A 14,073-nucleotide genomic window follows, 5' to 3' on the forward strand; every position below is an offset into this window, starting at 1 on the left:
CAGCAATACAACAAACTACACAACAATGATTCATTTCTTTGAAAACCAAAGTAAAACCGTTTTTGCCGTACAAACGCAAAACGAAATCTCAGCTCAAGACATTTCAAAACTCAATTGGCTTTTTGCCGAAGCACATATCCTAGAAAAATCCGTACTTACGGATTTTTTTGTTGGACCACGTGCCGCTATGGTTACTCCATGGAGTACCAATGCTGTAGAAATCACCCAAAATATGGGGATTTCTGGAATAATTAGAATTGAAGAATTCGAAAAAGTAACTGCTGATTTTAATGATTTTGATCCGATGTTACTTCAAAAATACACCGAATTAAATCAAGATATCTTTACAATCGCAATTCAACCTGAAGCTATCTTAGAGATTGATGACATTGATGCTTATAACAAACAAGAAGGTTTAGCTTTAAGTGCGGAAGAAGTAGAATATCTAGATAATTTAGCCAAAAAATTAGATCGAAAACTAACCGATTCTGAAATTTTTGCTTTCTCACAAGCCAATTCAGAACACTGTCGCCATAAAATTTTCAATGGAACTTTTGTGGTGGATGGCGAAGAAAAACCAACTTCTTTATTCAAATTAATCAAAAAAACATCTCAAGAAAACCCTAACGATATCGTTTCGGCATATAAAGATAATGTGGCTTTTGTTAAAGGTCCGAAAGTCACTCAATTCGCGCCAAAAAGTGCAGATAAACCTGATTTTTACGAAGAAAAAGAATTTGATTCTGTATTGTCTTTAAAAGCAGAAACACATAATTTTCCAACAACTGTAGAGCCTTTCAATGGAGCTGCGACAGGTTCTGGAGGAGAAATTCGTGACCGTTTAGCAGGTGGACAAGGTTCATTACCCTTAGCAGGAACAGCGGTTTACATGACTTCTTATTCAAGATTAACAAACAATCGTAAGTATGAAGGCGCCATGGCAGAACGTCCTTGGTTGTATCAAACACCAATGGATATTTTAATTAAAGCCTCAAATGGAGCTTCGGATTTCGGAAATAAATTTGGACAACCGTTAATTACTGGTTCTGTTTTAACTTTCGAACACGAAGAAGACACTTCGACAGGCTCAGTGCAAGCTCGCAAGTTAGGTTACGATAAAGTAATCATGCAAGCGGGTGGAATTGGTTACGGAAAATTAGATCAAGCGATTAAAAAGAAACCACAAGAAGGCGATAAAATTGTCATTCTTGGTGGAGAAAATTATAGAATTGGAATGGGTGGTGCTGCGGTTTCCTCAGCAGATACAGGAGCTTTTGGTTCTGGAATTGAATTAAATGCGATCCAACGTTCCAATCCAGAAATGCAAAAACGTGCTGCTAATGCTATTCGTGGTTTAGTGGAAAGTGATCATAATCCAATTGTTTCTATTCACGATCATGGTGCGGGTGGACACTTAAATTGTTTATCTGAATTAGTAGAAGAAACTGGTGGATTAATCGATTTAGATAAATTACCGGTTGGAGATCCAACACTTTCTGCTAAAGAAATTATCGGAAACGAATCTCAAGAAAGAATGGGATTAGTGATTGGTGAGAAAGATATGGACATCTTACAAAAAATTGCAGATAGAGAACGTTCTCCAATGTATGAAGTGGGTGTAGTTACTAATGATCACAGATTTACATTCGAATCGAAAACTACAGGTTTAAAACCTATGGATTATGCTTTGGAAGACTTTTTCGGAAGTTCGCCAAAAACCATTATGAATGACAAAACAATTGTTAGGAATTATAGCAATTCTGAATATACCTCAAAAGAAATCCCAACCTATTTAGAGCAAGTTTTACAACTTGAAGCTGTGGCTTGTAAAGATTGGTTAACGAATAAAGTCGACCGTTGTGTTGGTGGAAAAGTAGCCAAACAACAATGTACTGGACCATTACAATTGCCTTTAAACAATGTAGGTGTAATGGCTTTAGACTTCAAAGGAAAAGAAGGAATTGCAACATCCATTGGCCACGCCCCTATTTCATCTTTAATTGATCCAGTTGCTGGTACAAGAAATGCCATTGCAGAATCTCTTTCTAACTTAGTTTGGGCACCATTAAAAGATGGTTTAGATTCTGTTTCCTTATCGGCAAACTGGATGTGGGCTTGTAAAAATGAAGGCGAAGATGCTCGATTATACGAAGCAGTTCAAGCTTGTTCAGATTTTGCTATCGAATTAGGAATCAATATTCCAACCGGAAAAGATTCGCTTTCAATGAAACAAAAATATCCGAATGATGAAGTAATTGCACCAGGAACAGTGATTATTTCTGCTGCTGGAAATTGTTCAAATATTACTAAGGTTGTAGAACCTGTTTTACAACGAAATGGCGGAAACATTTACTATATTAATTTATCTCAAGATAGTTTTAAATTAGGAGGTTCTTCATTCAATCAAACACAAAATAAAGTAGGAAATGAAACGCCAACTATAACAAATGCGGCTTTCTTCAAAAATGCATTTAATACCTTACAAGATTTAATCAAAGAAAGAAAAATCAAAGCCGGACATGATATTGGAAGCGGTGGATTAATCACAACTTTATTAGAAATGTGTTTTGCTGATGTGAATTTAGGTGCGAATTTCGACTTAACTGCTATCAATGAAATCGATTCTACTAAATTATTGTTTTCAGAAAATATTGCGGTTGTTTTCCAAGCGGATGCTGAAGTAGAAGCGATTTTTGAAGCTAACGGAATTAAAATTTTCAATATTGGAACCGTTACGAATTCAAATTCAATATCAATATCAAACTTCGATGACAAATTTGAATTTAATGTTTCTAAATACAGAGAAATTTGGTTTGAAACGTCTTTCTTGTTAGATCAAAAACAAACAAAAAACGGTAAGTCATTAGAGCGTTTTGAAAATTTCGCCAATCAACCTTTACAATTTACGTTCCCATCACATTTTAATGGAAAATTACCTGTAGTTTCCCATACCAACCGACCAAAAGCAGCAATTATTCGTGAAAAAGGAAGTAATTCGGAGCGCGAGATGGCAAATGCGATGTATTTAGCAGGTTTTGATGTTAAAGATGTTCACATGACCGATTTAATTTCGGGAAGAGAAACGTTAGAAGACATTCAATTTATTGGAGCTGTAGGTGGATTTTCGAATTCAGATGTTTTAGGTTCGGCAAAAGGTTGGGCTGGAGCCTTTTTATACAACGAAAAAGCAAACACAGCATTGAAAAACTTCTTCAAAAGAGAAGACACACTTTCTGTCGGAATTTGTAATGGTTGTCAGCTAATGATGGAATTAGAATTAATCAATCCAGATCACGAAGTTCATGGAAAAATGAAACATAACGATTCGCACAAACATGAAAGCGGCTTTACTTCTGTGAAAATTCAGAACAACAATTCGGTTATGCTTTCTAGTTTAGAAGGTGCAACTTTAGGGGTTTGGATTTCTCATGGTGAAGGAAAATTCAACTTACCAATGGCGGAAGAAAACTATAATATCGTAGCTAAATATGGATATGAGGGCTATCCGGCTAATCCAAATGGATCGGACTACAACACGGCCATGATGTGCGACACAACAGGAAGACATTTGGTAATGATGCCACATATTGAACGTTCTACTTTCCCTTGGAACTGGGCTAATTATCCAGAAAGAGATCAAAAAGACGAAGTTTCGCCTTGGTTAGAAGCGTTTGTAAATGCTAGAAATTGGATAGAAAATCAAAAATAAAATAAAAAATCAGCTCCTAAAAAAGCTGATTTTTTTTTTTTGAAAACAAAAACCGAAATTATATTTAGTACAAAAAGGCTTTATATTAATAACCTTCTGACCAACTAAACTTTTTTGAAACAATATTGTCGCGTTCTTTTCTCATATAATTTAAAAATGAAGTGGCAACAGGTGAATGTTTTTTCCCTTTAGGCCAAATTAAACTCCAAGTTGTTGTTACTGGCAGCCCTGCATAGGGTATTATCTGTAGTTCATGATTGAGCAGTTCATTTTTGATACCTATCAATGGCATTATAGAACAGCCTATACCCGCGATAACAGCTTGTTTCACAGCTTCGTTTGAGGTAAGCTCCATTTTTTTGGGAATAAAAATACCGTTACTATGGATAAATTCCTCCATCACTTGTCGCGTACCAGAACCTTTTTCACGAAAAATAAGAGGCATATCGGTAAATATAGAAGAGGAATCTGCGCCGCGTTTTAATTTTAAATTAGAATTAGCCACCAAATACAATCTATTTTGCATTAAATCTAATTGATCAACATTCAAACCACTTGGTAATACCGAAACTAATGCAAAATCTACCTCATTATTTTCCAGACTACTCAATACTCTACTTTTATTTGTAACATCCATTTGCAGATCGATTCCAACATTTTTTTTGACAAAATCAGCTAAAAAATAGGGCATTACATACTTACCTGTAGACACAATAGTCACCTTTAGCCTACCACTCAATTGCCCTTTGTAAGCTCTTGTTTTATAATTGATGGTTTCAACTTGTTGGATAATCGTTTGAGCAACCTGAGCAATCTCTTGACCAAAATCAGTAACATATAATTTTCTACCCACAATTTCAGTCAAAGGCACATCAAATTGATCCTGAAAATTTCGGAGTTGAATTGATACCGCTGGTTGCGTTAAATGCAATTCTTCTGCTGCTTTAGTGATACTTTGTGTTTTGACTACTTTCAAAAATATTTGTAACTGATGCAAGGTGTAATTCATAAAAAATACTTATAATTATTATTAAAAATATAAATGCAAATAAATAAAAAATAATTTTTATTTTTAACGAATTAATAAAGTAAAAAGTCATTAATTATTAAATATACATATAATATTATTGATTTTTATGTAAAATACTACACATATCGGAATTACTACCTTTGTTAAAAGGTTAAATTAGTGCTCTCTTGCGAATCATTTTCTACTATTTTGAATTAGTAACCAAATTTTAGAATACCACCACAGAGCCACTATTACATCGCTTAGTTAAAACTAATTTTGACTAAGCGAAGTAATTCCATTATCAAAATCATGTTTAATGCCCATCCTCTTCTCTATTCAAGTCTCTCAAAAAAAACAGGGTTATCAAATAACTGATCAGAATTATACATTAATTTACAGCTTATTTGGCTGTCAAATCGACATATAATTACATATTTTAAAATTTTATAACTATTTTTATTTTAATTTGCATAAAAATCCAATATCCCAATAATGATAAATATCACACGCCTCTTTGATTTTCCGTATTATCAGCAGGAAAAATACAATTCTATCCCAGATGCTTTAGTAAGCAAACAAGATGGTACCTGGATTAAAACTTCAACACAAGAATATATTGCCAAGGCAAACGCCATTTCACGTGGACTTTTGCGTCTTGGGGTACAAAAAAACGATAAAATTGCCCTCATTTCATCCAACAATCGCACAGAATGGAATATCATGGATATTGGTGTCCTGCAAACCGGAGCGCAAACTGTGCCCATCTATCCTACTATTTCTGAAGATGATTACGAATACATTTTAAATCACTCAGGTGCTATTTATTGTTTTGTTTCAGACGCTGAAGTTTTACGAAAAGTAAACCTAATAAAACATAAAGTTCCTTTATTAAAAGAAGTATATACCTTCAATACTATCGAAGGTAGTGCACACTGGTCGGCAGTACTTGATTTAGGTGCTGATACTAGCAATCAAAATGAAGTAGAAGAAAGAAAAAACAATGTGGCAACAGAAGAATTAGCTACAATAATTTATACCTCAGGTACTACCGGAAAACCCAAGGGAGTTATGTTATCGCATCAAAATATTGTTTCCAATGTTTTAGATAGCGCACCTCGCATTCCTTTCGAAGCAGGTAAAAGTAGAGCATTGAGTTTTTTACCGATATGCCATATTTTTGAAAGAATGATTTTGTATCTCTACCAATATTACGGAGTGTCTATTTATTTTGGAGAATCAATTGAAAAAATTAGCGACAATATTAAAGAAGTACAACCTACTGTAATTACTGCTGTACCAAGATTACTTGAAAAAGTATATGATAAAATTTACGCTAAAGGAACTGAGTTAACTGGAATCAAGAAAAAACTATTTTTCTGGGCTATTGATTTAGGTTTAGAATACCAACCTTACGGAAAAAACGGAATTTGGTACGAATTACAACTTGGAATTGCAAGAAAACTAATTTTCAGTAAATGGAAAGAAGGCCTTGGCGGAAAACTAGATTTGATGGTTTCGGGTAGCGCAGCCTTACAACCTCGTTTGGCTAGAATATTTGCAGCAGCACAAATCCCTGTAATGGAAGGTTATGGTTTAACCGAAACGTCTCCAGTAATCTCAGTAAACGATATACGAAACAAAGGTTTTCGTGTAGGAACCGTAGGAAAACCAATTGTGAACCTTTCTGTTAAAATAGCCGAAGACGGAGAAATACTATGTAAAGGAAAAAATGTAATGATGGGCTATTACAAAGACGAAAAATTAACCAACGAGGTAATTGTAGATGGCTATTTCCATACGGGTGATATCGGCGAATTTGACTCAGATGGATTTTTAAAAATCACCGATAGAAAAAAAGAAATGTTTAAAACCTCAGGAGGAAAATACATTGCACCACAATCTATCGAAAATACCATGAAGCAATCTCGCTTTATAGAACAAATTATGGTAATTGGTGATGGCCAAAAAATGCCTGCTGCTTTCATTCAACCAAGTTTTGACTTTTTACGCGAATGGGCAAATATACACAAAATCGATATTGGAAAAACCAATAAAGAAATTAGTACAAATGCACAAGTAATTGAGCGCATTCAAGAAGAAGTAGACACTTTGAATGAAAAATTTGGAAATTGGGAAAAAATCAAACGCTTTGAACTTACCTCAGATGTGTGGTCTATTGAAGGTGGAGAGCTTACGCCAACTCTAAAATTAAAACGTAAAATTGTGCTACAAAAATACGCTGATTTGTTTGACAAGATTTACAGCTAATTACCAATTAAGGAAAAGAGACAGATGGATAATTTACAAATGATAAATTGCTTTCCTCAATAAAGTTTAACATCTAATCAAAATAAAGTTTCGCGCTTAAAAATAAATTAAATCCATAAGCAAGCCGCCTCAGAAAAATCTTTGGCGGCTTACTCTTTTAATTAAAGTATCTGATTTTGATTGTTATTCCGCGCGGTATCTTCACCCCAATTTGCAATAGCGGTAAGTAAAGGAATTAATGTTCTACCAAAATCTGTCAATTCATACTCTACTTTTAGAGGTGGTTTGGCAGTATGAACAGTTCGAATTACTAAACCATCGGCTTCTAATTCCTTTAATTGAAGACTGATTGTTCGCTCTGTAACCATCGAAAGTTCTTTTCGGAGTTCATGATACCTTTTTTTTTCAATTAAGTGAATAAGAATTACAGCCTTCCATTTGCCACCTATATATTTCATTGTCAAGCTTGTGCTACAAGGAAATTCTTTATTATCTATACAATACATCTACTACTATACATTTTATCCGTTCTTGCAAAGTTAAACAACTATACCTAATTTTGTAACTATAAAAAATATAGTATAAAATGAAGAAAATCAGTTTAATTCCGTTTCTTGTAGGTGCAATAGCAATATTCACATCCACAACAAATTATGTATACGCACAACAAAAAAAAAATGTTGACGATCAATTAGAAGTCGTTTTAGAAATGAATATGCGACCAGGTAACGTTGCAGTAAATAATAAAGGCTTGATTTTCTCAACGATTCACCCTTTTGGGAATCACTCAATGCAGTTAATTGTTGTAAAAGATAAAACAACCTATGAAGCATTCCCAAACCAAAGTTGGCAACGCAAAGATGGACAAGCTCCTACTGAAAAAACCTTTGATACACCCTTAGGAATCACAACTGATATTAATGGCAATATTTGGGTAATTGACATGGGAGTAAATTTTGGTAAAACCAGATTATTTGCTTTTGATGCAGTGACAAAAGAAAATATTTTGACATTTACTTTTCCTACTACAATTGCACCTCCCAATTCATTTGTTCAAGATTTGGTAGTCGATATTAAAAATGGCTTTGTATACCTTGCAGATATTGCAAATCCTGGTTTAATAGTTTTAAACTTAAATACTAAAGAAGCAAAACGTTTGCAACAACATCCCTCATTTTTAAGTGAGGACGTAAACACTGTCATTGACTCTGAACTCATTTATTTTGGTGGCAAACCATCTCGAGTAGCAGTTGACCCAATTTCAATTTCTGAGGATAAAGAAACAATATTTTACGGCGCTATGAATGGAAAAACTTGGTACAGCATTTCTGCCAAAGCAATTAGAGCTAATAAAAGTGATAAAGAAATTTTGGCTACGGTAAAAAAAATAGGCAAAAAACCTATTTCCGATGGAGCAACAACCAGCAGAAATGGCGATCATTATTTTACAAATTTAAACGATAAGGGTATTGATAAATGGAACACTAAAACCAAAAAACTACAAGGGTTGATTCGCGACAATAGGTTACTATGGCCAGACAACGTTAGTATCCAAGGACAATATCTTTACATTGCTGTTAATCAATTACACAAAACAGTAGCTTTTACTGGCACAACCGATTTAGGAAAAGCACCATATTACATATACAAGTTCAAAATAGAATAAGTCAGTTTTAAAAAAAGGGCACTAAAATGAATCTTCTTCATTAGTAAAAAATATAAAACAATATAAAAATGGAATTTACATCTTTAGCAAAAAATAGATATACAACAAAAAAGTATAACGCAACACAAAAAATATCTGATAGTAAAATAGAACAATTACAAGAAATTCTGCGATTGAGTCCTTCCTCTATCAATAGTCAGCCTTGGAAATTTGTTTTTATATCCAACGAAGAAATCAAAAGTCAACTAGCGGAAGTCTCCTTCTTTAATGAGCAAAAAATTAAAGAGGCAAGTCACTTGATAGTTTTTTGTGCCATCGATACTATTTCAAAATTTGAAAATCAAATCAACACTAACCTTCCAGAGGGAGCAATTGGCTATTACAATCAGTTCATAAAACCATTACCTGAGGATGCTATAAAATCATGGTTTCACAATCAAGTATATCTCTCTCTAGGTTTTTTCTTGAGCGCATGCGCTAGTATGTCTATTGATTCTACGCCTATGGAAGGAATAAATAGTAAGGAATACAACGCTATTTTAAAATTAAAGGACTACTCTGCTGTATTTGCAGTTGCTATAGGACTCAGAGATGAAAATGACTCCAACCAACCAGACCGCAAACCTAAAAGTAGATTAGAAATTGTAGATATTATCGAGACTATTTAGTTCGATCGAAATAAAAAATTCAGCTCAAGTGATATAATGCTTTACAAAAGCTGTTTAATCCAATGAACTAGCAATATATACCACAAGTAAGTCCTTTTCTTGTAAAAGAATTGCTCACTTACAATTTGCTTGCAAATCGAAACTACTTTTTACTTGTGATGGAAATCAAAAAAAACTTTGACTTAATTTGTGGTAAGTCATCATGAACACTGCTAAAAGGCACTTATGTTATTTCATAGGTGCTTTTTATTTTTACATTATTTTTAAAAATTTAAACGTCTACTAAGTAATTAATTCCTGCATGAGGGATAGCAGTGATATCCTTTTATATCGTGACTTATTTCAAGTCACGATATAAAAGATAAAACGAATAGCCCGACCCAAAGGGACATGCCCTAAGACGAAAAATAGTTACTTCACTGATTTACAACTACAATTTTGTAAGTACAAAATTATTTTTGAAAAAAAAAACAAATATATTATGCGTGCATAGTATTATTTTTATTATATTTGAAATCGATATAGTTACACATGAAAGAAAAAACGATAGATTATATTTTACGTGCCACTTGGCAAGCCGTTGCAAGAATGTACAACGAAGAAGCTTCGAAGTACGATGCTAGCATGGCAACAGGTTTTGCTTTGTTGAGCATAGATAAGGAAGGTGGTACGCCCTCTACTTCTTTGGGACCAAAAATGGGAATGGAAGCCACTAGCTTAACCAGAACATTAAAATCTATGGAGGAGAAAGGACTAATCACAAGAAAAAAAAATCCAGAGGATGGCCGCGGTGTATTAATTTATTTAACTCCTTTTGGAAAAGAAAAAAGAGATTTATCAAAAAATACTGTTCTGAAATTTAATGAAGCTGTAAAAGCGCATGTTTCAGACGAAAAATTGCAGCATTTTATAGAAGTAGCTGAGATTATCAATGAACTGATTGTCGACAAAAATATTTTCACAACAATTGAACATTCAGAAGCTAAGGGTGAATTGGTAAACCAAACACAATCATAAACAACATTAATAGGGTTTGTAGGAAATTCAGAAAAAACTGCAATAGACTACAGCTCAGAAACAAATTAAAATAAGTATGAAACGCACCATTAAAAAAGTTGCAGTAATTGGGTCTGGAATCATGGGTTCTGGAATTGCTTGCCATTTTGCTAACATCGGAGTTGAAGTTTTACTCTTGGATATTGTACCGAGAGAATTAACGGAGGCCGAAGCAAAAAAAGGCTTGACATTAGAGAGTAAAATTGTTAGAAATCGTTTGGTAAACGATAGTCTAGCTAATTCGTTAAAATCGAAACCATCCCCTATTTACAGTCAAAAATTTGCAAGCCGCATTACAACTGGAAATACTACTGATGACATGGCAAAAATTGCTGGTGTTGATTGGATTATTGAAGTTGTTGTAGAGCGATTGGATGTTAAAAAACTTGTTTTTGAACAAATTGAAAAATTCAGAAAACCGGGTACATTGGTTACTTCAAACACATCTGGTATTCCGATTCATTTTATGAGTGAAGGTCGTAGTGAAGATTTCCAGAAACATTTTTGTGGAACTCACTTTTTCAACCCTGCTCGTTACCTGAAATTATTCGAAATTATTCCAGGACCTCACACTTCAACTGAAGTTCTTGACTTCCTTACTGTTTATGGAGAGAAATTTTTAGGAAAAACGTCGGTTGTTGCTAAAGATACCCCTGCTTTTATTGGAAACAGAATTGGTATTTACGGCATCCAAAGTTTATTCCACCTAGTTCAAGAAATGGGATTAACTATTGAAGAAGTTGATAAATTAACTGGACCAGTTATAGGTCGTCCAAAATCAGCAACTTTTAGAACTGTTGATGTTGTTGGTCTTGACACATTGGTACACGTTGCCAACGGTATTTATGAAAACTGCCCAACTGATGAGCAACATGATTTGTTTAAACTGCCGACATTTGTAAGCAAAATGATGGAAAACAAATGGCTAGGTAGTAAAACTGGTCAAGGTTTTTACAAAAAAGAAGGCAAAGAAATCCTAACACTTGATCTAGAAACTTTAACCTACAGAGCGGCCAAAAAAGCATCGTTTGGAACTTTAGAGTTAACTAAAACTATTGATAAGCCAATTAACCGTTTTAAAGTTTTAGTTAAGGGCAAAGACAAAGCTGGGGAATTTTATAGAAAGAGTTTTGCAGGTTTATTTGCTTACGTATCAAACCGTATTCCTGAAATAGCAGACGAATTATACAAGATTGATGATGCCATGAAAGCTGGTTTTGGATGGGAAAATGGTCCATTTGAAATTTGGGATGCAATTGGTGTTGCAAAAGGAATTGAAATTATGAAAGCCGAAGGAGTAACTCCTGCTGCTTGGGTTGAAGAAATGTTAGCTTCTAGTAGCAACAGTTTTTACACTGTAAAAGAAGGTGCTACTTACTTTTACAACATTCCTACTAAAAATCAGATCAAAGTTCCTGGTCAGGATGCATTTATCATTTTGAACAACATTCGCGAAAGCAAGAAAGTTTGGAGCAACAGTGGAGCCATTATTCAAGATTTAGGAGACGGAATTTTAAACCTAGAATTCCAATCAAAAATGAATACTATTGGTGGTGATGTATTACAAGCTATCAATAAAGGGATTGATTTGGCTGAAAAAGAATATCAAGGTTTGGTTATTGGAAATCAAGCTGCCAATTTCTCAGTTGGGGCCAACATCGGAATGATTTTCATGATGGCTGTAGAGCAAGAGTATGACGAATTGAATATGGCAATCAAAATGTTCCAAGACACCATGATGCGCGTGCGTTACTCTGGAATTCCAGTTGTAGTTGCTCCTCACGGAATGACGTTTGGTGGTGGTTGCGAAATGAGTTTGCATGCCGACAAAGTTGTTGCTGCTGCAGAGACGTACATGGGACTTGTAGAATTTGGTGTAGGTGTTATCCCTGGTGGTGGTGGATCAAAAGAATTGACTTTACGTGCTGCTGATTTATTTCATAAAAATGACGTGGAGTTGAATGTATTACAAGAGTACTTCTTGACTATTGCTATGGCAAAAGTATCTACTTCTGGTTATGAGGCTTTTGATACAGGATTGTTACAGCATGGTAAAGACATCATTGTAGTAAACAAAGATCGTCAGATCGCTGAAGCTAAAAAACACGCATTGTTAATGGCAGAAGCAGGTTACACTCAACCAATTCAACGTAAAGACATTAAAGTATTAGGTAAGCAAGCATTAGGAATGTTCTTAGTAGGAACAGATCAAATGCAGGCAGGTAAGTACATCTCTGAACACGATAAAAAAATCGCTAACAAATTAGCTTACGTAATGGCCGGAGGAGATTTATCTGAGCCAACTTTAGTAAGCGAGCAATACTTGTTAGACATTGAGAGAGAAGCCTTTTTATCACTTTGTACAGAGAGAAAAACTTTAGAGCGCATCCAATTTATGCTAACTAAAGGGAAACCGCTACGTAATTAATTTTAACTTATAAATTATGACTGATAAATAAAAAATGCAATGCATTGAGAGTTTATCAGTCAAAATTCAAAATAATACTTATGAAAACAGCCTATATCGTAAAAGCATACAGAACTGCAGTTGGTAAAGCACCAAAGGGAGTTTTTAGATTTAAAAGACCTGATGAATTGGCAGCGGAGACCATCGAATTCATGATGAACGAGTTGCCTGATTTTGATAAAACACGTATCGATGACGTAATGGTAGGCAATGCCATGCCGGAAGCAGAACAAGGTTTAAACGTAGCTCGATTGATCTCCTTAATGGGATTAAAAGTAGAGGATGTTCCTGGAGTTACTGTTAATAGATATTGTGCTTCTGGTCTTGAAACAATTGGAATGGCTACTGCTAAAATCCAATCAGGAATGGCACACTGCATTATTGCAGGTGGAGCAGAAAGTATGAGTTTTATTCCAATGGGAGGTTACAAGCCAACTCCTGATTATGCTGTGGCAAAAGCAGGAAACGAAGACTACTATTGGGGAATGGGATTAACTGCCGAAGCTGTAGCACAACAGTTTAAAGTATCTCGCGAAGACCAGGATGAGTTTGCTTACAACTCTCACATGAAAGCATTGCAAGCACAAGCAGACGGAAAATTTGACAAACAAATTGTACCAATTACTGTAGAGCAAACGTTTTTAAATGAAAATGGAAAAAAAGAAACCAAATCATACGTTGTAAATAAAGACGAAGGTCCAAGAGCTGGTACATCAAAAGAAGCTTTGGCTGGATTACGTCCTGTTTTTGAAGCAAATGGTAGTGTTACTGCAGGAAACTCATCGCAAATGAGTGATGGAGCTGCTTTTGTTTTGATCATGAGCGAAGAAATGGTGAAAGAATTGAATATTACACCTATTGCACGATTAGTAAATTTTGCATCAGCTGGCGTAGAGCCAAGAATCATGGGTATTGGGCCAGTAAAAGCAATTCCAAAGGTTTTAAAACAAGCAGGTTTAACAATTAATGATATTGATTTAATTGAGCTTAATGAAGCTTTTGCCTCTCAAGCATTAGCTGTAACTCGTGAACTTGATTTGAACCCAGAAATTATTAACGTGAATGGTGGAGCAATTGCTTTAGGGCATCCTCTAGGATGTACAGGTGCTAAACTTTCTGTTCAATTATTTGACGAAATGCAACGTCGCGGCAGCAAATACGGAATTGTTTCTATGTGTGTAGGAACTGGTCAAGGTTCTGCGGGTGTTTTCGAACTTTTGTAAGCTT

Annotated in this window: 9 protein-coding genes; 7 read left to right on the top strand and 2 right to left on the bottom strand. The window is 34.7% G+C overall.

What is annotated here, in order from left to right:
• Positions 1–25 precede the first annotated feature (25 nt).
• On the top strand, positions 26–3,709 hold the full coding sequence (gene purL, locus KBJ98_RS04540) for a phosphoribosylformylglycinamidine synthase (RefSeq protein WP_210788467.1): 3,684 nt from the start codon (positions 26–28) through the stop codon (positions 3,707–3,709).
• Positions 3,710–3,794: 85 nt separating this feature from the next.
• Here the strand turns inward: purL and KBJ98_RS04545 are convergent, their stop codons facing one another.
• Positions 3,795–4,718, bottom strand: a complete 924-nt coding sequence (locus KBJ98_RS04545; protein ID WP_210788468.1) for a LysR family transcriptional regulator — start codon at positions 4,716–4,718, stop codon at positions 3,795–3,797.
• Between the two features lie 495 nt (positions 4,719–5,213).
• On the opposite strand from KBJ98_RS04545, the gene KBJ98_RS04550 reads away from it, so the two are divergent.
• Positions 5,214–6,989 carry an AMP-dependent synthetase/ligase gene (locus KBJ98_RS04550; RefSeq protein WP_210788469.1) on the top strand — a complete coding sequence of 592 codons (1,776 nt, stop codon included), beginning with the start codon at positions 5,214–5,216 and terminating at the stop codon, positions 6,987–6,989.
• A gap of 161 nt (positions 6,990–7,150) precedes the next feature.
• On the opposite strand, the gene KBJ98_RS04555 is transcribed toward KBJ98_RS04550, so the two are convergent.
• Positions 7,151–7,495 carry a winged helix-turn-helix transcriptional regulator gene (locus tag KBJ98_RS04555; RefSeq protein WP_210788470.1) on the bottom strand — a complete coding sequence of 115 codons (345 nt, stop codon included), beginning with the start codon at positions 7,493–7,495 and terminating at the stop codon, positions 7,151–7,153.
• An 80-nt stretch (positions 7,496–7,575) separates the two neighbouring features.
• Between KBJ98_RS04555 and KBJ98_RS04560 the strand changes: the two genes are divergently transcribed.
• From KBJ98_RS04560 to KBJ98_RS04580, 5 genes are all read left to right on the top strand, one after another.
• Complete coding sequence (locus KBJ98_RS04560) at positions 7,576–8,655, top strand: L-dopachrome tautomerase-related protein (protein ID WP_210788471.1); 1,080 nt, start codon at positions 7,576–7,578, stop codon at positions 8,653–8,655.
• Positions 8,656–8,723: 68 nt separating this feature from the next.
• Positions 8,724–9,323, top strand: coding sequence for a nitroreductase family protein (locus tag KBJ98_RS04565; RefSeq protein WP_210788472.1), 600 nt, complete (start codon positions 8,724–8,726; stop codon positions 9,321–9,323).
• A gap of 531 nt (positions 9,324–9,854) precedes the next feature.
• Entirely contained in the window at positions 9,855–10,340 is a 486-nt protein-coding gene (locus KBJ98_RS04570) for a MarR family winged helix-turn-helix transcriptional regulator (RefSeq protein ID WP_210788473.1), read from the top strand.
• Positions 10,341–10,416: 76 nt separating this feature from the next.
• Positions 10,417–12,807 (top strand): 3-hydroxyacyl-CoA dehydrogenase/enoyl-CoA hydratase family protein, encoded by a 2,391-nt coding sequence (locus tag KBJ98_RS04575; protein ID WP_210788474.1) that lies wholly within the window; start codon positions 10,417–10,419, stop codon positions 12,805–12,807.
• 80 nt (positions 12,808–12,887) lie between these two features.
• Positions 12,888–14,069, top strand: coding sequence for an acetyl-CoA C-acyltransferase (locus tag KBJ98_RS04580; RefSeq protein WP_210788475.1), 1,182 nt, complete (start codon positions 12,888–12,890; stop codon positions 14,067–14,069).
• The last annotated feature ends 4 nt before the right edge of the window (positions 14,070–14,073 follow it).

It is taken from the genome of Flavobacterium erciyesense, assembly GCF_018069925.1.
Taxonomy (GTDB): domain Bacteria; phylum Bacteroidota; class Bacteroidia; order Flavobacteriales; family Flavobacteriaceae; genus Flavobacterium; species Flavobacterium erciyesense.